This window comes from Gluconacetobacter entanii (assembly GCF_003206495.1).
Classification (GTDB): Bacteria; Pseudomonadota; Alphaproteobacteria; order Acetobacterales; family Acetobacteraceae; genus Novacetimonas; species Novacetimonas entanii.
In genome coordinates, this window is sequence record NZ_NKUF01000017.1 from 43,075 (window position 1) to 64,035 (window position 20,961).

The following is a 20,961-nucleotide window of genomic DNA, read 5'->3' on the forward strand; positions in this document are numbered from 1 at the left end:
CGGGTCAGGTTCCAAAATCGTGTTGCCGCAGGGCCCGTTTGACGAAATCGAGGAAGAAGCGCATGCGCGGCGGCAGGTGCGTGCGCGAGGGATAGACCGCGCACAGCACGACATCCTCCCACGCATAGGCACTGAGACATTCGATCAGTCGCCCGCATTTCAGGTCATCGGCGATATCCCACAGCACCTTCAGCGCAATGCCCTGTCCGTTGACGGCCCAGTCATGGACAACCTCGCTGCTTGACGCCGCAAGATGTGGGGTGACGTGGATTTCCTTGCGCGTCTTGCCATCGTAATACGCCCATTCATTGAAGATGCGCTGCCGGCGCAGCAGGCAGATGCAGTCATGACGGAGCAGGTCGTGCGGCGTGGCGGGAAGGCCCTTGCGCGCGGAGTAGGACGGCGCGGCGCAGACCACGCGGCGACTGCTGATCAATGTGGTGGTCATGACGCCCTGGTCGGGGGGCATGCCCGCGCGTATCGCGATGTCCAGCCCATCGTCAATCACGTCAAGCCCCGCATCCGACAGCGTCAGGTGCACGGTGACATCAGGATATTTTTCCACGAACGCCGCCACGATACCCGCCAGCATCTTGCGCCCGAGTTCGGAGGGGACCCCGACCCGCAGCAGGCCGTGGGGAATCCCGGCCTTTGCCGTGACCTCGGCCTCGGCCTCCTCGATCTCATGCATGATGCGCGTGGCGCGTTCATGCAGCCTCTGCCCCTCCGCCGTCAGGGCGAAGTGACGCGAGGTGCGGGTGACAAGGCGGGTGCCAAGGCGCGCCTCGAACCAGCTCAGCCTGCGGCTCATCGCGGCGGGGGACATGCCCATGACACGCGCACAGCCGGCAATGCTGCCTGCGGCGGCCAGGATGCAGAAGAATCTGAGGTCGCTGATTTCGTCGGGCACGCGCCCTCCATGATTGCGTGTGGCGTACGGTTGCCGTGCATGCACGTGCTCTACACGGGATTGTGCAGATGGGTATTGTGCGCACTGTTTCCCCTGATCGCAACATCGAGTTCCCATGCCTGCTTCCGCGCAACCGTCTCCCGTTCCACCTCGCAAGATTGGCCTGAATGGACGTGACCTTCTGGAATGTCCTGTCCTGAACAAGGATAATGCCTTCGATGCGCGGGAACGAGACCTGTTCGGGCTGCATGGCTTGCTGCCGCATCATGTTGCGACACTGGAACAGCAGGTCGCCCGCGCCACGCGGCGCCTGGCGGCCCTGCCGGACAATTTTTCGCGCCATGTTGCGCTGCGTGAAATCCAGGACCGCAACGAAACCCTTTTCCATGCCATCGTTGCGCAGTCGCTCGATGAGTACCTGCCCATCATCTATACCCCGTGCATCGGGCGGGCATGCCAGCAGTTCAGCCAGATATGGACCCGCCCGCGCGGACTGTTCCTGAGTTACGAAGACCGGGGACGGATTGCGGAAATCCTGTCCGATGCACGCTGGGATGATGTGCGCGTCATCGTGGCCAGCGACGGTGGCAGCATCCTGGGAATTGGCGATCAGGGTGCGAACGGGATGGGCATCCCGATTGGCAAGCTTGCGCTCTATACCGCCTGTGGGGGGCTGGACCCGGCCTGCGCGATGCCGGTCCTGCTTGATGTCGGCACGGATAACGAAGCGCTGCTCCGTGACCCGGATTACATCGGGTGGCGCCATCGCCGCGTGCGCGGGGCGGAATATGATGCGTTCATCGCGGAATTCGTCGCGGCGGTGGAGGCGCGCTGGCCGCGGATCGCCCTGCATTGGGAAGATCTGGCGGGGGAGGACGCGCTGCGTATCCTCGACCTCTATCGCGGGCGGATGTGCACCTATAACGACGATATCCAGGGAACGGCCGGGGTGACGGCGGGCGCACTGCTTGCCGCGATCCGGGCGGGGGCCGCGCCGCTTGCGCAGCAGCGGATCGTCATCTTCGGTGCTGGCGGCGCGGGTTGCGGCATCGCCGACCTCCTGTCACGCATGATGGTGGCCGAAGGCATGGACGTGCAGGAAGCGCGCAGCCGGTTTTTCATGATCGACGTGGGGGGACTGGTCCGCCATGGCATGGCCGGGATCACGCAGTGGCAGGAACCCTTTGCCCAGCCACACGACATCGCCGCGACATGGACCGTGCGTGACCCCGCGCATGTTTCACTGTCCGAGGTGATGGCGCATGTCCAGCCAACGATGCTGATCGGCACATCGGGGCAGGGAGGGGCCTTCACCCGTGAAATCATCGCCCCCATGACACAGCGGCCGCAGCGGCCCGTGATTTTTGCCCTATCGAACCCGACCGCCAATATCGAAGCCACACCTGCTGACCTGCTGGAATGGACCAATGGCCGCGCCATCATCGGCACGGGCGGTCCGTTTGCGCCGGTGGTTTTTGGCGGGCGCGAACGTCCGGTGGACCAGATCAACAATTCCTATGTTTTCCCCGGTGTGGGGCTGGCCGTGGTGGCGGGCGGCATCACGCGCATGACCGATGGCATGTTCCTTGCCGCGGCACGGGCGCTGGCGGAACTGTCGCCGGCGGCAGGCGCGCGGGACGTGGCATCCGCCGCGCTGCTGCCACCGGTCTCCGACCTGCCCCGGGCCGCGATTGCCGTGGCCCGTGCCGTTATCCGGCAGGGACAGGCGGAAGGTGTCGCCCCCCCGGCCACGCCGGAGGCGATCGAGGATGCGCTGGAACAGGCGATATGGACCGCACGCTATCGCCCCTATGCAAAGGCGGGCAACTGAAGGCGGCCAGCCTGACATGGCGGTATTGTGCCGTCGGTGCGTATAGCTGCTGATGCCATTTCCGAATTCTGTAACTGCGGTCCTGCCGGGCATTGCGTGGCGGAAATGCTGCGACATGCTGCGCTGGCTGTACTGCCCATCGTCGCAGGCCGTCGGTTTTGCCGCGCGCAATACGCTTGCATCGCTGATTGCGCTGGCTGCCGCGCTGTGGATGGAACTCGACAGTCCCCAGTGGGCGGTCGCCACCGTATGGTCCGTGGCACAGGTGCGTCGCGGCGAAAGCATGTCGAAGGCACGGTGGCGGATCGTCGGCACCATGGTCGGGGCGATTGCCGCCGTGGCGTTCATCGCCGCCTTCCCGCAGCAGGCATGGCTGTTCTTCCCGGCCGTTGCGGCCTGGATCGGGCTGTGCAGTTTCCTTGCGACATTCAGCGTGAACTTCCGGTCCTATGCCTTTGTGCTGGCCGGGTATACCTGCTCCATCATCGCCGTGGCCGCCGCGTCACAGCCGGACAACGTGTTCTTCATTGCGGTATCGCGGGCGACCTATATCGTGCTGGGCGTGGTGTGCGAAGCCGCCATGGCGTTGCTGTTCGCGCACAACTTGGCGTCGCGCGCACGGGCGACGATGCTGACCCGTGTCGAGGACGTCCTGCACCGCCTTGCCTCCCTTCTGCGTGAAATCGTCCTGCATGACCGCGACACACTGGCGCATGCGGGCGAGTTTTCGAACATGATGGTGTCCGTCCATCACGGCATCGAATTCCCGGCCATCGAAATGGGGCGACATTCGCATGCGGGCGACCATGCGCGTGCGGTGTTCGCCAATATCTCGATCATGGTCACGCGACTGGTGGGGCTGTCGGGCAGTACGGAGCGCGCGGAACTGAGCCGGGACCCGCTGCTCCTTGAAACGCGGGGCAGGTTGCTGCAACTGTGCGATCGACTGGTTTCGTGCCGCCTTCAGCGCGACATGCTGGAAACCCTGCATGGGCATGTGACGCACCTGCGCGCGGTGTTTCAGGACCGTGCCCGGCATGAAACGGACGAGACACGGCGGATCACGCATGGCGTGCTGGATGCCGCGATGACGGACCTTGCAACGGCAATCGGGCACTGCCAGGCCATTTTCACGCCACCGCCACATGACCGTTTCCGCTTTCGCCTGCCGGGACATCGCGACCTGCGGCTTGCTTTCCATAACGGCTTGCGCGGGGCCATCGCCATCCTGGGGGCTGGCCTGATCTACGAAGTGACGGCATGGCCGGGGGGAATGGGCTTTATTGCGATCACGACGCTGGTCTGCGGGCTGTTCGCCACCCGTGAAAACCCGGTTGTCGGAACCGTGCGGTTCCTGTCGGGCGCGGTGTGGTCCGCCGTTGCCGCAGGATGCCTCGACCTGTGGATCGTGCCTTACCTCAGTGATTATGAGGAACTTGCCTTTGTCCTTGGCATTTTCCTGTTCGTGGGCGGCCTGGCCAAATACAATCCCGGCACGGCGGGTGCGGCGGCGGCCTACGGATTGCTGATGCCAAACCTGCTGATGCCCGGAAACCAGTTGCGCATTGACGAAGTTACCTTTCTGAACACGGCCCTGCATACCGTCCTTGCCGTCGGGTTGAGCGTACTGGTGTTCCGTCTGGTGCTTCCCTTTGACGCCCGTGACGAACGCATACGTTACGGGGCCCATATCCGCACCGAACTGCGCGGGTTGTGCATCGTGCCCCTGCCGCCATCTCCCCAATGGTGGATCGGGAGCAGTGTGGACCGGATCGGACGTCTGGTGCGGCATGCGGCACAGGCAGGCGATCGCACTGCAACGGGTGATATCCGCCAGACATTGCTGCTGTCTGCGGTCGGGCTCAATATCCTGCTGCTGCGGCAACTGAAACGCCAGCAACGTCACGAAGCGTCGCGGACCCTGACCCAGTTGATGCGGGCGCTGGCGCGATATCGACCGGTCAGTCGGCGGGGGATCGCGCTGGTTTCCGTGGCGCGGCGGCGGGTGCTGCTCATGCTGCGGCAGGAACCGGAGAATATGTGGCTGCTACGTATCCTTGGCTGCCTTGACGGGATAGGCCGCACGGCGGCCACCTGCCTGGCGCAGAGCAGTGCGGGCCAGAAATGATGAGAAGTGCCCTGCAGGCTGCCGCCGGGAACTCTGGACATTTACCGCGCGTTAGCGTGTCCTTTGCCATCAGTAATGACCGCGAAGGAGCAGCGTCCCATAACAGGAATTACAAATATATCTTCCAATATGGGGCGTGTATGGGCAACAGGATGTAAAAATACCGGTGAAATGTGCCCGTAAGCGGATATCGTCTGCGCAGATATTCCATGCACGTCCAAATGGAAACCGGGCTTCTGGTCTTTTGCGATAAAATCGCGCCAACGACATGAAGCATGTTTCATTTGCATATCTGATATATAAATATATAATAACACCCGTGAAAATCAAAAACAAGAGAACGGCATGGATCAACTTCTTCATCTTTGTGCGGACGTCTTCCTGTTCGTTTTTATTCCTTCCGTCTTATGGCGCCTGTCGCGCAGAACCATACCGATTGTCGTCATTCCCATCTTGCTGGGGATCGCCATTGCGGTCACGAAATATCCCGTGGAGGCATGGGGCATTCCCTCTCAATATGGGGAGGATATTGGCTGGCTTGCCGTTCTGGTTCTGGCCTTTACCGCCGGACTGGACATGTGGCAGTTCTCTGACGGATCAGACCCGAACCAGAATTTTACGGCACCTTCCATGGGACGCCTGCTCGGCAGCGCGCTGGTCGCACTGGGCGTGCCGTTCTGTATCGGATCCGCGCTGATCTATTTCTATTTCCTGCCGCTTCATGGCTGGGAAACCCCGCATGGCAGCCCGGTTATCGGGGCAATGTCCATCGGACTCTGCCTCGCCGTCAGTGCATTGCCGGTGCTGATCGGGGTGGTGCGGGAACTCACCCCCGCCGAACGTCCGATGGGGCAACTGGCACTGCGACTGGCTGTTGTTGACGATGCGGCATTATGGATCGGGCTGGCCTGCCTGGAATTCGCCGCCGAAGGGCCTGCTGCATTCCATGGGTGGCACATTACGCAGTTCGTCGCCGTTGCCCTGCTGGGTGCGCTGGCCCTGCTCAGCAGCGCCGCCGCATACCGCATGCCGCATCCCCCGATGTGGGTCATATGGATGGCCGTTCCCCTGTGGCTTGCAGGGGGGGCGTGGGCAAGCATGCAGATCGGCCTGCATGAACTGATCGGGGCCTATTTCGCAGGGGCCGTGATGCCGCCGAAATGGGTGCGCCGCCTGCCGGTGGAACAGGTGGGAACATTCGCCCTGATCTGGCTTGCACCGCTGTTCTTTGGCCATAGCGGGATGCACATCAACGGGGAGGCGCTGACCTGGCCGTCGGTTATCGCATCGTTCCTGCTGGTGGTCATTTCCATCACGACCAAGATGGGAGCCGTCGTCCTTTATCCACCATCGCCCGACATGTCACGCCGCCAGGCGCTGGGAATGGGGACATTGCTGCAGTGCAAGGGGCTGATGGAAATCGTCGCCGCCACAATCCTGCACAGCAAGGGAATGATCTCCGAATTCGCCTATGCGTCGCTGATGGTCCTTGCGGTCACGTCCACGACGCTGACGGGGCCGATGTTCCGGCTGGTGACGAAACGGAAGCCGGCGGCATAGGCACCTGTCCCCAGGCAGGCCTGGCAAGGAGGTCTGCGCGCACCAGCACCCCTGCCGCCGCAGCCACGGCAGGGAAGGACTTGCCAGACCGTTGCGCGATATCGAGCAGTGAATGATCGCCATCCGCAAGATTGAGGACCCATAACAGCGTCATCTGGTCAAAGGCGGAATGTGGGTCCTTTTCATCGCCGCCGCCAATGGTCTTGTAAAGTCCCCGGCGACCCAGTTGCGGCTCTCCATAGGGGCAGAGGCTGCGGGGATGGAAATCCTGCTCCATCATCGTGACAAGGTCCATGATGAAGCCAAATGACGCATACAGTCCCGCAGGCGTGACGAAATCCAGATTGTCGGCGGAGGTATGATACTGCGCAAACTGCCCGTTGGGAGAACGCATCAGGCAACCGACAGGCAGGTTGAACCCCGGTGAGCAATATTGCCGCTCATCATACCCGTAAGGTTCGAACGGCACGACTTTCCCACCCCAGCGTGTCTGCACAAGGTATTCGGCATAGCGGTCTATCGCCGCATTTCCCCGGCGGGACTGCTTGTAGGTCGGCAGTCCGTCATCGCCAAGGCAACTCATGACCAGGCCATGGCGGATATGGCGTATCCTGTCACGGTTCCGCGCCAGCCATGTGATTGAGCCAATGGTGCCGGGGATAAAGACAAAACGATAGGACAGGCGACGATCCGGCCTTTTCTGCAGGGTCCGGATCACCTCTATCGCAATCGCGATCGAGGACGCATTGTCATTGGCCAGCGCGGGATGGCAGCAGTGAATGGAAAACAGGACTTCGCCCGCCTCATTTCCTGATTCCATGGTCGCCGGGACCAGAACTTCGCCATAACTCAGTCGGCCGGGCCCAAGTTCGGTCCTGATTTCCACATCATATTCATCATCCGTCAGTTGTGAATATTGATGGGCGGACAGGCAGAACCCCCAATCCTTTCTGTAGTAGGATGTTCGATAGGGGATAAGGTCCGGCTGATCCGGAAGCCAGTGCAGGTGCTTTTCAAGTTCCTCGCGCGATACGCGGGCATGTATGGGAATACTGTATTGCACCAGATGGAGATTACACCGCGCCCAGTCAATCATTACCTCGCCCGTCGTGCGGCGGATCGTGGCACCATAGGCGTTCCATTCATCCGGCACGGTCCAGTCCAGAACCTCGGTGCCGGAAGCCACATGGGAGATGGAGAAGCCTTCCGTCCTTTGCGAGATGTATTCAAGTGTCTGCCGTATCCCTTTTCCCGTTATGCTACGGAAAATAGGGAATATATTCTTGACATGCTCATGAAGTATCTCAGGGCTTGTCAACATCTTGATGATATACCTTTCCCTGCGGAATATTGCATCAATGAGGGGTAAAAGCTCCACTGACAGGACCGATCACCTTCCCGGGGCCCTGCATGACACCGGTTTTTCCTGTCACACCCCATGTATTGAACGGAAACTGCACCACATTATACGCGCTGTTGGACGAAATCCATGCGTCCGATGTCGGTTTTCCATTGTAACCATTAACCATCACGAATGATCCGGGCGTCATGAACAACTGGGCCGCCACCATATTGGGCAGGGCACGCAATTCAATGATCGGCTGGTCAGACGGCCCCGTTTCGATATGGCCATCGAATTGAACCAGAGCGGACAGGATCGCTGTCCTGTGGTTATAATCCCAGTGCCCGCCCAGCCAGTCCATTTCAAACCCGCCTTCATCATCAATCCCCAACTGATTATTGAAGACGCCAACATCAACAAAAGTCATGCGTTCGCCCGCATCTTCCGCACCGCTTATGGTATAGATCCCAACCTTGTTGTTGAATATCTGTACGTGGGAAAGCCCGAAACCGTAGGAATGGTTGCCAAAGGTAATACCGCGCCGGAAACCTGAAATCGACATGCTTTCCAACGTCATTGCCGCAGCAAGGACATTGTTGTGATGCGTACTGTTGAAGACGATGCCATCCACGTTCCCATTTCCGTTCAGGCCTATCCCCTTTATGTAATGAACGAAGGTTGCATAATCAGGTGTCGTCTCGCTATCCGTACTGACCGTGATCGCAGCATCTCCTGCCGGCAGCGCCGAGGCGTCGATGTATCCGTCCTGAAGCGTGACACGCAGGGGATTGATCATGATGCCATGGGTAAGATGCGCGGTACGGCCGCCAAGGTTCAGGATGCATGTCCCATGCCCGGCATAGCAGGATTTCAATGCGGCCGGCAGGTCTCTGGAAATATCTGTCGCGGCAGGGGAGGCTGCCATACTTTCCGGAAGGGCGCACATCCCGGCCAGGAACAGCATCATGATATTTCCACAGACATACCGCATTCCAAAATCCTTTTTATATGTTCAGAATTCTTCTCTGGTTTTGGTCAGACTGAAAAAGGACACTTTCCCCAGCAGGCCGGTGGCCAGCGTCCGGGAGCGACACCACAGGGCCTTGATGAGCGGGAGAAAGTAATCCCGGACCGGAAGCCGCCGCAGCCGTTTCCCAAAGGAACTGCCGGGAAGAAAAAACTTCTCGGGTCGCCCTTCATAACGGATCGTGCTCAGGATATAGCGTTTCCGGTCGAGGACGGGATGGACGACTTCGTTTTCTTCCAGATTTTCCGTATCTTCTTCAAGATAGGCGGGTTCGTGACTGTACCGTCGCACATTCAGGTAATTTGACAGTTCAGTAACACGATGCCCCGCCAGTTTCGTTTCTATGGGAATGAAGGCTTCACAGTGGGGCCAGTTTTTCAGGGTTCCCGCCCTGAACTGCTCTGATAAGGCGAGCCTGCGCCTGTGCAGAAGACCTACGTTCCGGCGGGAAAAAATGCCTATCTGTAGAAATGTTTTGGTCAGGTCCATTTCTTTGTAAAGACCCATGCATGATTTATAGAAATGCCATTTATCAAACATGCCACCAGACGTCAGGCCGACCAGGTCACTTCCATCGCGGTGGATGTCGTTCATCAGCCGGTCAAAATCAATATTTCCACGAACGTCATATTCAAACAGTACATAATAATCATATTGATCGTATTTATCGGCAAAAAAATACAACGCATAATCCACGTTATACCACATTGGATTTCCACCGACCCCGAATTCAAGCCCCTGCCTGCGGAAATCCGACTCATGAAACGCAACGCAGGGCAGGTCTTCCGGAATATGGCATTCCCCGGATGTATTATTCGCCACAATAAACAGGTCACCATTTCCGATCATCGACCGGAGGCGTAAAAACTGGCGTTCAACAAAGCTGTCCCAGACATGGGTACGGAACAGGACAGCATATCGAGGTTCACGAACCACCGTCGGATTTCCTGATATGGTCTGGATATAGATTATCCCCAGACACGGTTAGAATATTTCGATATCGGGTATCGGGACCACAAACTGTCCCCCCCATTCACGAATGCGCGCCATGGTGCCGACAATCTCGTTTTTCAGGTTCCATGGCAGTATCAGCACAAAGTCCGGTTTCCTTTCGAAAATCGCTTCTGGCGAAAGGACCGGGATCCGGGTGCCAGGCAGCAGCATATTCTGCTTGTATGGGCTGGCATCAACCGTAAAGGGGATAAGTTCCGGGCCGACGCCGCAATAATTCAGGAGTGTATTCCCCTTGGCGGGCGCGCCATAACCTGCGACGACTTTTCCATTACGATGCGCGTCGATCAGGAACTGCAGAAGGTTGCATTTGATATTGACAACGGATCTGGAAAATTTCTCGTATGTCTCGAGGTTTTCAAGCCCGAAGTCACTTTCCTCCCGGCAGATCTCACCGACAGAGGCACTTTCCTTCAATCCGTCATTTTCCTTGTGCGTGGCATAGACCCGCAACGATCCCCCATGTGTCGGAAGCTGCTCGACATCAAAGACGCGCAGCCCATGATCCGACAGGGCACGACGGATCACCAGGAGAGAAATATAGGAAAAATGTTCATGATAGATGGTATCGAACTGATATTCCTTTATCAGTCTCAGGAGATGGGGAAATTCGAATGTCACGACCCCTGCGGGCGCAAGAAGGATTTTAAATCCCTCGAGGAAATCGTGAAGATCGGGAACATGTGCAACAACATTATTGGCGACCATCAGGTCGGCTGCATATCCTTCCGCTTTCAGGCGTGTTGCCGTCTGCGCGCCGAAAAAGGCGATTTCCGTCGGGATTCCTTTGGCAATCGCAATTTCCGCAACATTCGCAGCAGGTTCGATCCCCAGGCTCCTGATCCCGGCCTCCTGCACATATTGCAGGAGATATCCATCATTACTTGCGACTTCCACGACAAGGGAATTGTCATTCAGCGCAAAACGTCCCACCTGCGTGGCGACATATTTCTTCGCATGCTGGAGCCAACTGGCGGAATAGGATGAAAAATATATGTAGTCCCCGAAAATGGACTGTGGAGACTCAAACTCCGACAACTGCACCAGGAAACATTTCTCGCAGATGAATGCATGAAGTGGATAGAAGGCCTCCATCGCATTCTGCAGTTCCGGTTTGATAAATGAATTCGCCAGCGGGGAAAGCCCCAGGTCCACGACGCTCCGTCGAAGGGGCGTATTGCACAGGCGGCATGACCCCGTGGATGAATAGGGGATTGCCGAATGTACCTGCATGTGCGCATGCGGCGAAGGCTGTGTCAAACTTTCCATGGCGACGATCCATTCTACCAAAGTGAGGTTGCTGTTTTTCACCAGACCATGTCTTCACTGCCTTTGTAGTACGGCCATTGCAGATCCTTGGCGGAAATATGGGCAACCGGGCGGGGCCACGAAATTCTAAGGGCAGGATCATCAAACCGCAGGCCGGAGGCATGGTCTTGTGCGTATATGTTTGACATCGCGTAAAACACCTCGACATCATCATTGAGCGTCATGAACCCGTGGGCACAACCGGGAGGAATATAAATCATCTCGTTATCTGAACAGTTCAGGTAAAAATACTGATGTTTCAGATATGTTGGAGAATCTGGACGCAGGTCACAGATGACGTCATATATTTCCCCACGCAGGCAATGGACAAGTTTCGCTTCGGCATAAGGGGCGCGTTGGAAATGCAGTCCCCTCAATGTGCCTGCGTATGATGTGCGCGAAATACTTGCCTGCACGAAATCGCAGGATATTCCATTTTCCGCAAAACGGTCACGATCAAATATACGCCCGAATGAACCCCGTTCATCATGGTGACGGGGAAGGGTAATTGTCCGGGCACCGGATATTTCTGCCTGTCTGAACAGCATTGTGTCCGATCATACCTCCGGTATCAACCGGAGCATTGGACAACACTCCGGTGTGCCTGCTTAAGCACGCTTCATGCCAAAGGTTTCCTGTCTGGAAAAATATTATTCATGAAACATCAGTCCGATGCCATTCATGCCGGTGCTTTACTCCGCGGAATCATCAACATGTTCGGTGGGACGGATGACAATATCCGTGACCTCCGCACGTCGCGGGACGGAAAGGCAGTCCATGATGAGGGTGGCTATATCTTCTGGCTGGAGCAATGCAATGTCTGCGCCGGGGCGTCCTTCGTGCCGCAGGACCTCGGATTGCATGGGGGTTGCCGTCCGCCCGGGATAGACATTCAGGATACGGATGCCGCTTCCCCGGGTCCGTTCCCTGAAATATGCAATTTCCTGCGTGAGTTCATGCTTGCTGGCTGCATAGGCATCCTGTGTGACACGGGCGCCCAGGGATGCTGTCGAATTGATGAATACAATCTGTCCCCGTGCAGTACGGAGCGCAGGCAACAGCAGTTCCGAAAGGTGAATCGGCGCATGAACATTGACGGCATGAAGCAATCTTCTGATATCCGGCGTGATATCGGCAAGTTTTCCGGCGTCAAACATGCCAGCGGAATGAATCAGGATATCAAGGGACCCGAGACTGTCCATAAAAGCCGGTAATGCTGTCGCCTGCGTAATATCCACTGGCCAGACAGTCGTGCGTTCCTCTCCCAACTGACACGCCAGGGCGGACAGGGGCGCATGCCGTCGCCCCGCCAGGATGACGTGATGACCCGCATTACACAGTGCAACGGCAATCGCGCGGCCAATGCCACTTCCTGCCCCGGTTACCAGTGCCGTTTTATGCCTGCGGGGCAGGGGAGGTGTGAACTTCACTTCCTGGACCACGATATATGCTTTCTCTTTACGGCATCATGACCGCGTGGGCGACTGCCTCCTGAAACGTATTCGAAATGACAGGGTTTCGTTAATCCTGCATGCATCATCCGGACTTCGTGAAATACATCCGGTATGAAAATTTCGCGGAATTATTTGAAATTTGTTTTCCGGCACATAAAACCCGACAGGAAAAACAACGTTCCTGATCGCAGAAAAGCAGGCAAAGAAAACCTGCGTACAAACCGTCGATCAGGCGGTGACGCAGCCAGCATGCGGGGCAACGGGGATATCACCAAACCGGACCCGTTCTCCTGCGCATGAAATATTTATGGTCATACGACTGATATAATGAAGTTTTTATTATTTCTTCACCCTCGAAATCCAAGAAGAAGAATATGCGCATACTCGTGGTCGGAAATATGGGCTATCTCGGCCCGGTCGTCGTGCGGCACCTGCGGAAGCGTTTTCCTGCGGCGATACTGGTGGGATATGACAACTGCCTGTTCGGGCAATGCCTGACCACTGCGGGGCCGTTACCTGAAATTGCGCTCGACGCGCAGTATTTCGGGGACGTACGTGATATTCCGCCCCATGTCGTAAACGGCGCCGATGCGATCGTTCATCTGGCCGCCATTTCAAACGATCCCATGGGATCGCGTTTTGAAGAGGTGACCGACCAGATCAACCGTGGTGGCAGCCTGCATCTGGCCCGGATGGCGGCCGATGCGGGCGTAAGGCATTTCGCATTTGCATCCAGTTGCAGCGTATATGGCGTCTCCGACGGCCTGCCGCGCAGGGAAAGCGATCCGGTCGAACCCCTGACCGCCTATGCACGATCCAAGATCGATACCGAACGTGCCCTGATGCAGATGGACCTTGGGGAAATGACCGTCACATGCCTGCGTTTCGCAACGGCATGCGGGTTTTCGGATCGCCTGCGGTTGGACCTTGTCATCAACGATTTTGTCGCAAGCGCCCTGACATGCGGGAAAATCACGGTGTTGAGCGATGGCACACCATGGCGGCCACTGATTCATGTCTGGGACATGGCGCGTGCCATCGAATGGGCAATCACCCGGGGGGGAGAACGCCGCCTGGTGGTCAATGCAGGCAGTGATACATGGAATTACACCGTACGCGACCTTGCCGAGGCGGTTGCCCAGCATCTTCCCGGCACCACGGTCAGCATCAATACGGACGCCCCGCCCGACCGTCGATCCTACAGGGTCGATTTCTCGCTGTTCCGGACACTTGCGGCTGATTTCGTGCCCCAGGTCAGCCTGTCCGAAGCCATCGCCGAACTGATCGCCGGCCTGCGAGAGGTCGGGTTTTCGGATGCGGATTTTCGCAATTCTTCCCTGATACGCCTGCATGCGCTCAGGCACATGATTGACGCGGGGTATCTGGGGCAGGACCTGCGATGGGTCAGGAATTCCTGACCTTCTTCGTTCCCACAGAGCAGCAGGATAGAATTCATGACTCTTTTCCAACCGACATTCGCCACTTTCTGGGGAGGGGCCACAATTTCGGCATATGAATCCGCCTGTATCAATTCATATGTGGCACACGGGTACATCTTCATCGTCTATAGCTATGAAGCGATCGAAAACCTTCCGCCGGGTGTTATCAACGGTGATGCACGCGAAATTACCGACCCATCCAACATGGCGCGTTTCCTGATCAGGGGAAAACCGAACCTCAGCCATTTTTCGGATCTGTTCCGTTACGAACTTTCCCGCCGGACGGACCATATATGGGTTGATGCGGACATGCTGCTGCTGCGCCCGCTGGACCTGCCGCGATGGGATCTGCTGCTGGCCAGGGAAGATCCCGTTTCGGTCTGTGGTGCGATCATGCGACTGGAGCGCGACAATCCGAAACTCGACAGCCTGGTTCAGGAAACGCTGGCCATGCGGGACCTGGACCTGGTCTGGGGGGCAACCGGGCCACGCCTGCTGACGTCCCTGTTTGGCAAGCAGGTGGTCATACAGGATTCCTATGCACCGCAGTATTTTTTCCCGATCCACCTGCGCGAGGCATGGAAATTCCTCCTGCCGCAATATCGGCAGGAATGCGAACGGCTATGTGCCAATGCCTATACGCTGCATCTGTGGAATGACCAGATGGTACGTATCGGCATATGGAAGCGCTTTGCCCCGCCACGCGGATCGTTCCTTACCGAATGTTTCGCCGCAACAGACGGATTGCGGTTCTTTGAGGATTACTACCCCCTGCAGGTCATGGAAAACATGGTCTCCAACTGGAGATTCCGCTGCGAGGGAGGGGAAATCGGCATGGGGCAGTGGCTGCGCCGCGCCCTGCCGAGTGTCGGGGTCACCATGCGTCGCAGACTGAACCTGCCGACATGAACCCGCCCGTCACGATGGATGCGCGACGTCACGTGGCATCCAGCCTTGTCCCAATCATGAATGGAGAGCAGTGGTCATGAAAGCCGTTATCCTGTCTGGTGGTTATGGAACACGCCTGATGGAGGAAACCGACAGCAGGCCCAAGCCGATGGTCGAGATCGGGGGACGACCGATCCTGTGGCACATCATGAAGATCTATTCCCACGGGGGGATCAATGATTTCGTGATCCCCCTTGGCTACAAGGCGGAGATGATCAAGCAGTATTTTGCCAATTACCATCTGCTGTCATCAGACATCACGGTAGACATGTGCAATGACAGCATCGTCACCCTGAAACGCAGCGCCGAACCATGGCGCGTGACCCTGGTGGATACCGGGCTGGACACCATGACCGGTGGACGCCTGCGTCGCCTGCAGCCTTACCTGCAGGGTGAAGATTTCTGCATGACATATGGTGACGGGGTGGCGGAAATAGATGTCCGCACGACCATCGACTACCACCACAGCCACGGTCGCATCGCCACGGTCACGGCAGTCAAGCCCCCGGCACGTTTCGGGACGCTGGAAATCGTCAATGGGTGCGTGGATGCCTTCCGTGAAAAACCCGTTGAGCCGGGTTACGTCAATGGCGGGTTCTTCGTGCTGTCACCCTCCGTCTTCGATTATCTGGAGGATGACGAAACCGTCTTCGAACGTGGACCGCTGGAACGGCTGGCCAATGACGGGCAACTGATGGCCCTGAAACATGACGGGTTCTGGCATTCCATGGATACCCTGCGTGACAAGCGCCACCTTGAACATCTGTGGGAAACGCGCAATGCGCCATGGCGCATGTGGTAACGGTGCAGGCATCACGGCGGAAATGGGGTGGACACGGATGCCGCCCCACATGCTATGATACCGTCCTCCGCATGGAGAATGGCGAAGCATTCCTGTGAATGGCAGGGAACGGGTGTGAACAGGATCGGCGTAAGAAAGTGGCGATACGTGCTGGCCTGCCTGATGTTTCAGGTGGGGCTGCTGCTGTCTGCCCTGCCGGTACATGCTTTCCCCACACTGGATGCCGGTTCCGCTGCCGCGCCGCCTGCGGCCAGCCATGACATGATGCCGGGCATGGCGTCCATGGCCGGGATGACCTCCACAATGGAGGCGCATGGACACGCCCGCCAGTGCCATCACCAGCAACCCTGCGACACGCACCAGAACTGCACGCATGGCAGCGAAAGCTGCTGCCTGTCGGGTGCGGCCTGCATGACCGGCTGGGCCATGACGCCGGGGGCTTCATCGCTGGCCCATGCGGGTTTCGTCACGATTGCATTCGGCAGTCGCTATACCATCGATGACGGTGGCGTGGCGTCCGCCCCGGCACTTCCACCGCCCAGAAAAACGGCCTGATCCTTTCCTGACCGTTTCGGGACCGGCTGCCCTGTGGGACGCCGTGCCTGTTCCTGCTTTCTGGCGGATATCCATCCATGACACCCTTATTCCCTGCGAAAGGCGGCGTGCTGACGCGTCGCCGTTTCGTAACCGGCGCTGGCGCATGTGGCGCGCTGCTGACCGCGGCCAGCCGCAGCACCCGTGCGCAGTCGCCCCTGACGGGGCAACCCGCAGCCACGCCCTCCACCCGCTTTGACCTCAGCATTGATCGCCTGCATGCCAACATCACCGGCCATCGCGTCCGCGCGGTGGGGGTGAACGGCGCCACCCCGGCCCCGATCCTGCGCTGGCGTCAGGGGGACACCGTTGAACTCAATGTCACGAACCACCTGCATGAGGACAGTTCCATCCACTGGCATGGCATCCGCCTGCCGGCCCCCATGGATGGCGTGCCGGGACTGAGCTTTGCGGGCATCGCCCCGGGCCAGACTTTCACCTACCGCTTTCGCCTGCACCAGAGCGGCACCTACTGGTATCACAGCCATTCCGGCTTTCAGGAGCAGAAGGGGCTGTACGGGGCGATCATCATCGACCCGAAGCACGGGGAGCGCCACCATTGCGACCGGGAATATGTCATGCTCCTGTCCGACTGGACCGACGTGGATCCGGCGGACATTGTCTCCAACCTCAAATTCGACAGTGACTATTACAATTTCCGCCAGCGTACGGTGGGAACACTGTTCCATGACATGCGCCACCGGGGCATGGCAGCAACGCTGCGGGACCGCCTGCAATGGGGGGCGATGAACATGGCCCCGACCGATATCCTCGACGTGTCGGGCATCATCTATACCTACCTGCTGAACGGGCAGTCGCCGCAGGCCAACTGGACGGGACTGTTCCAGCCGGGGGAGCGCATCAGGCTGCGTTTCATCAATGCCTCGTCCATGACGCTGTTCGATGTGCGCATCCCGGGACTGGAGATGACGGTCATACAGGCCGACGGCAACGAGGTGGAACCCGTAACGGTAGATGAATTCCGCATCGGCACGGCGGAAACCTATGACGTGCTAGTCACCCCCCGTAGCCCCGGTCCCTATACCGTTTTCGCACAGGCCGAGGACCGGACCGGATATGCCCGGGGCACGCTGGCGACGCAGGCTGGCATTTCAGGTCCGGTTCCCCCCATGGACCCGCGCCCGCTGCGCACCATGACGGATATGGGGATGGGACATATGGACATGCACACCCCGCCGTCATCCCACCATACGGACATGGAGGGGATGGAAGGGATGGACATGGCGCATATGGGGCATATGCACATGCCGCCCCCGCAGCAGCATGACATGCCCGCAGCCACCCCCCGCCTGCGTCCCGGTGTGGAAGTGCAGAGTGTCGCCATGATGCCCATCAACCGCCTGGCCGAAGCCGGGGACGGACTGGACCATAATGGCCGTCGGGTCCTGACCTATGCCGACCTGCGCGCGACCATCGCGGGCGCTGATCCCCGTCCGCCCTCACGCGAGATCACGCTGCATCTGACGGGTAACATGGAACGCTTCATCTGGGGCTTTGACGGCAAGAAGTTCTCCGAAGCGGAACCGATCCGCCTTGCCCTTGGCGAACGGGTCAGGTTCATCGTGACCAATGACACGATGATGGAACACCCCGTCCACCTGCACGGGTTCTGGAGCGAACTGGAAAACGGGCAGGGGGAGTACCGCCCCTACAAGCACACGATCATCGTCAAGCCCGGGGAGCGGCTGAGTTACCTCGTCACCGTGGATGAACCGGGGCTGTGGGCCTATCACTGCCATCTGCTCTATCACATGGAACTGGGCATGTTCCGTACGGTGGTGGTGTCATGAGGCACACGCTCATCATCATGGCGCTGCTTGCCGTCCCTGTTTCTTCCGTTCATGCGCAGATGACCACCCCGATGACACGGGGCAGCACCGTGCAGGCCAATGGGTCGGCGGCCACGCCGGTCACCTATGTCAACGGCATGCCCCCGGTGATGGACCACAATATCTATGCGCATGCCCTGCTGGATGAATTCGAGGCCCGTTACAATACGGATGGCGGTCAGTTCCGCTATGACGGGCAGGCGTGGGTCGGGACGGATTACAACAAGCTGTGGCTGAAATCCGAAGGTACGGTTGGCACGAATGGCAGGTTTGGCGATGGCGACCACGAAGTCCTGTATGACCGCGCGATCTCGCGTTACTTCGATGTGCAGACCGGCGTCCGCATGGATATCGACAATGGCCCGACCCGCGCGTGGGGGGCAGTGGGGATACAGGGGCTGGCGCTCTATTTCTTCGATGTGGAGGCAACGGCCTATTTCAGTGACCGGGGTGCCGCGGGCCGCCTGCAGGGATCGTATGACCTGCTGCTGACCAACCGCCTGATCCTCCAGCCTCAGGTCGAACTGAATTTCTATTCCCAGTCAGATCCGGCGCGGGCGAACGGGCGCGGCCTGTCGAACATCGATACGGGATTGCGGCTCCGTTACGAATGGCACCGCAAATTCGCCCCGTATATCGGCGTGACCTACAGCGGCACATTCGATCAGGCCACGACGCTGGCGCGGGCACGTGGCGAACACGACCTGCATAACCTCAACTTCACCTTCGGGGTGCGGACATGGTTCTGAATACCGACTGTCCCCATTCATAAAAATACTGTTATATCAATGGAGTAGGAAAGAAATGAATCGCACAGGATTATGGCTGTCCGCCATGCCCGCCCTGATGGCGGCCGTCCTCATGCCGGTAATGGATGCGCAGGCGGCCCCCGCCCCGGCGATGCAGATGCACGACATGCAGGGGATGGAAAATATGGACGGCATGGAAAACATGCCGGGCATGACGCCCCATCGCACCGCGACGCCAGCACTCCATCATGACGCCACGGCCCCGGTGACTGGCCGGCATGGACACCCACGCACCACCAGAGGGGAGGCGGTCACACCTCCGCCTTCCACCGGGCCACTGGGAATGCCGGAAGCCGTGCGTGAACGCTGACACCTGATGGTATGAAAGTTTCTGGTGAAGCTTTTTTCAAAAAGCTTCGAAAGACGCCACCCTTTTGAAAAAAGCATCCCCGGAAACTTTTATTATTTCCATCAATGGGTTATTTCAAAACTCTCCCTGTATCACCAATAGGGGCGACGTCATGCCCCGTCAGTGAAGAAATACATGCCGCGCTCCATATTGCTCAAAAACGCCCTGATGCTTGTCACGATGGATGCGCAGCGACGCGAGATCGCCGGGGGCTGGGTTCTGATACAGGGGCGGCAGATCCAGCAGGTCGGCACGCCCCATGACCCGTTGCCCGCAGCGGACGACGTCATGGACATGTCGGGCCATCTGGTCATGCCGGGTCTGGTCAATACCCACCACCATATGTACCAGACCCTGACCCGTGTCGTGCCAGCAGCACAGGATGTCTCCCTGTTCGGGTGGCTGCGCACGCTCTATCCCATCTGGGCGCGCCTGACGCCGGACATGATCCGTGTTTCCACATGCACCGCCATGGCCGAACTGATGCTTTCGGGCTGCACCACCAGCAGCGACCATCTCTACCTGTTTCCCAACGGCAGTCGCCTTGATGACCAGATCGAGGCCGCCGCAACGATGGGCATGCGCTTTCACGCTGCACGCGGTGCAATGAGCGTCGGTGAAAGCGCGGGGGGATTGCCGCCCGACAGCCTGGTTGAGGATGAACCCTCCATCCTGCGTGACATGCAGCGCGTGGTGGAGGCATACCATGACCCGTCCCGCCTTGCGATGCAGCGCATCGTCCTTGCCCCGTGTTCGCCATTTTCCGTCAGCCGTGACCTGATGCGACAGACCGCACATCTTGCACGCGCAACCGGCACAAGGCTTCACACCCACCTTGCGGAAAATGCGAGCGATATCGAATACAGCCGCGATGCCTTTGGCATGACGCCTGCGGAATATGCCGAGGATACTGGCTTGATGGGGCCGGATGTGTGGCATGCGCACTGTGTCCGGCTGGACCATGCCGGTATCGAACGTTTTGGACGGACCGGGACGGGCGTTGCCCATTGCCCCTGTTCCAACATGCGTCTGGGGTCCGGCATCGCCCCCGTCCGCCGCATGATGGCCCATGGTGTCAATGTCGGACTGGGGGTGGACGGCTCAGCCTCCAACGACAGCAGCCACATGCTGGCCGAAGCCCGCCAGGCGATGCTTGTCTCACGCCTTATGCACGATCAGGAAGATGGCGCGGCGATGATGGGCGCGCGCACCGCACTGGAACTGGCGACGCGGGGTGGGGCCGCCGTACTGGGACGCGATGATATCGGCCACCTGTCGGCAGGCATGGCGGCGGATGTCGTCGCCTTCGACCTGCGTGGCATCGACCATGCCGGGGCGTTGGTGGATCCCGTTGCGGCCCTTGTTTTCTGCACCCCGCGCACCGTGGCGCTGTCCCTCATCAATGGGCAGGTCGTCGTACGTGACGGACACCTGCTGACCTGCGATACTCGCCAGCTTGCCGAACGGCATAACCATCTGGCGCGGGCGCTGCTGGATGGTGACGATCCGGCGTGATCAGGTGCCTGAGAACAGGTCAGTTCATAAACGTTTCCGGGTGTCGCCTTTTTTCAAAAAGGTGATGTTCTTGCGAAGCTTTTT

General features: G+C 58.7%; 18 protein-coding genes. 11 read left to right on the forward strand and 7 right to left on the reverse strand.

Annotated features, from left to right (window positions below):
• Nucleotides 1-4: 4 nt before the first annotated feature.
• Nucleotides 5-910 (reverse strand): LysR family transcriptional regulator, encoded by a 906-nt coding sequence (locus CFR72_RS09150; protein ID WP_110913665.1) that lies wholly within the window; start codon nucleotides 908-910, stop codon nucleotides 5-7.
• Between the two features lie 115 nt (nucleotides 911-1,025).
• On the opposite strand from CFR72_RS09150, the gene CFR72_RS09155 reads away from it, so the two are divergent.
• From CFR72_RS09155 to CFR72_RS09165, 3 genes are all read left to right on the forward strand, one after another.
• On the forward strand, nucleotides 1,026-2,741 hold the full coding sequence (locus CFR72_RS09155; protein WP_110913666.1) for an NAD-dependent malic enzyme: 1,716 nt from the start codon (nucleotides 1,026-1,028) through the stop codon (nucleotides 2,739-2,741).
• 115 nt (nucleotides 2,742-2,856) lie between these two features.
• Nucleotides 2,857-4,869 carry an FUSC family protein gene (locus tag CFR72_RS09160; protein ID WP_244182235.1) on the forward strand — a complete coding sequence of 671 codons (2,013 nt, stop codon included), beginning with the start codon at nucleotides 2,857-2,859 and terminating at the stop codon, nucleotides 4,867-4,869.
• Nucleotides 4,870-5,214: 345 nt separating this feature from the next.
• Nucleotides 5,215-6,429 (forward strand): cation:proton antiporter, encoded by a 1,215-nt coding sequence (locus CFR72_RS09165; protein ID WP_110913668.1) that lies wholly within the window; start codon nucleotides 5,215-5,217, stop codon nucleotides 6,427-6,429.
• Here CFR72_RS09165 and CFR72_RS09170 read toward each other — a convergent pair.
• The 6 genes from CFR72_RS09170 to CFR72_RS18425 form a co-directional block, all read right to left on the reverse strand.
• A complete protein-coding gene (locus tag CFR72_RS09170; protein WP_110913669.1) occupies nucleotides 6,365-7,750 on the reverse strand; it encodes a DUF4910 domain-containing protein in 1,386 nt (461 codons plus the stop codon). The two genes, CFR72_RS09165 and CFR72_RS09170, sit on opposite strands and share 65 nt — an antisense overlap.
• Nucleotides 7,751-7,784: 34 nt before the next feature.
• Nucleotides 7,785-8,738 carry a hypothetical protein gene (locus tag CFR72_RS09175; RefSeq protein WP_146220697.1) on the reverse strand — a complete coding sequence of 318 codons (954 nt, stop codon included), beginning with the start codon at nucleotides 8,736-8,738 and terminating at the stop codon, nucleotides 7,785-7,787.
• Nucleotides 8,739-8,783: 45 nt separating this feature from the next.
• Nucleotides 8,784-9,734, reverse strand: a complete 951-nt coding sequence (locus tag CFR72_RS09180; RefSeq protein WP_146220698.1) for a hypothetical protein — start codon at nucleotides 9,732-9,734, stop codon at nucleotides 8,784-8,786.
• Nucleotides 9,735-9,782: 48 nt separating this feature from the next.
• A complete protein-coding gene (locus CFR72_RS09185; protein WP_244182236.1) occupies nucleotides 9,783-11,120 on the reverse strand; it encodes a class I SAM-dependent methyltransferase in 1,338 nt (445 codons plus the stop codon).
• Nucleotides 11,117-11,665, reverse strand: a complete 549-nt coding sequence (locus CFR72_RS09190; protein WP_110913672.1) for a dTDP-4-dehydrorhamnose 3,5-epimerase family protein — start codon at nucleotides 11,663-11,665, stop codon at nucleotides 11,117-11,119. The genes CFR72_RS09185 and CFR72_RS09190 overlap by 4 nt, the downstream gene beginning before the upstream one ends.
• A gap of 144 nt (nucleotides 11,666-11,809) precedes the next feature.
• Nucleotides 11,810-12,559 carry an SDR family NAD(P)-dependent oxidoreductase gene (locus CFR72_RS18425; protein WP_408869965.1) on the reverse strand — a complete coding sequence of 250 codons (750 nt, stop codon included), beginning with the start codon at nucleotides 12,557-12,559 and terminating at the stop codon, nucleotides 11,810-11,812.
• A gap of 386 nt (nucleotides 12,560-12,945) precedes the next feature.
• On the opposite strand from CFR72_RS18425, the gene CFR72_RS09200 reads away from it, so the two are divergent.
• From CFR72_RS09200 to CFR72_RS09235, 8 genes are all read left to right on the forward strand, one after another.
• Complete coding sequence (locus tag CFR72_RS09200; protein ID WP_110913674.1) at nucleotides 12,946-13,989, forward strand: NAD-dependent epimerase/dehydratase family protein; 1,044 nt, start codon at nucleotides 12,946-12,948, stop codon at nucleotides 13,987-13,989.
• A gap of 120 nt (nucleotides 13,990-14,109) precedes the next feature.
• Nucleotides 14,110-14,919: a hypothetical protein gene (locus tag CFR72_RS09205; RefSeq protein WP_167400342.1), complete on the forward strand. Its 810-nt coding sequence runs from the start codon at nucleotides 14,110-14,112 to the stop codon at nucleotides 14,917-14,919.
• Between the two features lie 76 nt (nucleotides 14,920-14,995).
• Nucleotides 14,996-15,760, forward strand: coding sequence for a glucose-1-phosphate cytidylyltransferase (gene rfbF, locus CFR72_RS09210; protein WP_110913676.1), 765 nt, complete (start codon nucleotides 14,996-14,998; stop codon nucleotides 15,758-15,760).
• 78 nt (nucleotides 15,761-15,838) lie between these two features.
• Nucleotides 15,839-16,315 (forward strand): hypothetical protein, encoded by a 477-nt coding sequence (locus CFR72_RS09215; protein WP_110913677.1) that lies wholly within the window; start codon nucleotides 15,839-15,841, stop codon nucleotides 16,313-16,315.
• Nucleotides 16,316-16,392: 77 nt separating this feature from the next.
• Entirely contained in the window at nucleotides 16,393-18,165 is a 1,773-nt protein-coding gene (locus tag CFR72_RS09220; RefSeq protein WP_110913678.1) for a copper resistance system multicopper oxidase, read from the forward strand.
• The gene (locus CFR72_RS09225; protein WP_110913679.1) at nucleotides 18,162-18,953 is read left to right on the forward strand and encodes a copper resistance protein B; all 792 of its coding nucleotides are present in this window, start codon (nucleotides 18,162-18,164) and stop codon (nucleotides 18,951-18,953) included. The genes CFR72_RS09220 and CFR72_RS09225 overlap by 4 nt, the downstream gene beginning before the upstream one ends.
• A 55-nt stretch (nucleotides 18,954-19,008) precedes the next feature.
• On the forward strand, nucleotides 19,009-19,323 hold the full coding sequence (locus CFR72_RS09230; protein ID WP_146220699.1) for a hypothetical protein: 315 nt from the start codon (nucleotides 19,009-19,011) through the stop codon (nucleotides 19,321-19,323).
• A gap of 174 nt (nucleotides 19,324-19,497) precedes the next feature.
• Complete coding sequence (locus CFR72_RS09235) at nucleotides 19,498-20,877, forward strand: 8-oxoguanine deaminase (protein ID WP_110913681.1); 1,380 nt, start codon at nucleotides 19,498-19,500, stop codon at nucleotides 20,875-20,877.
• The last annotated feature ends 84 nt before the right edge of the window (nucleotides 20,878-20,961 follow it).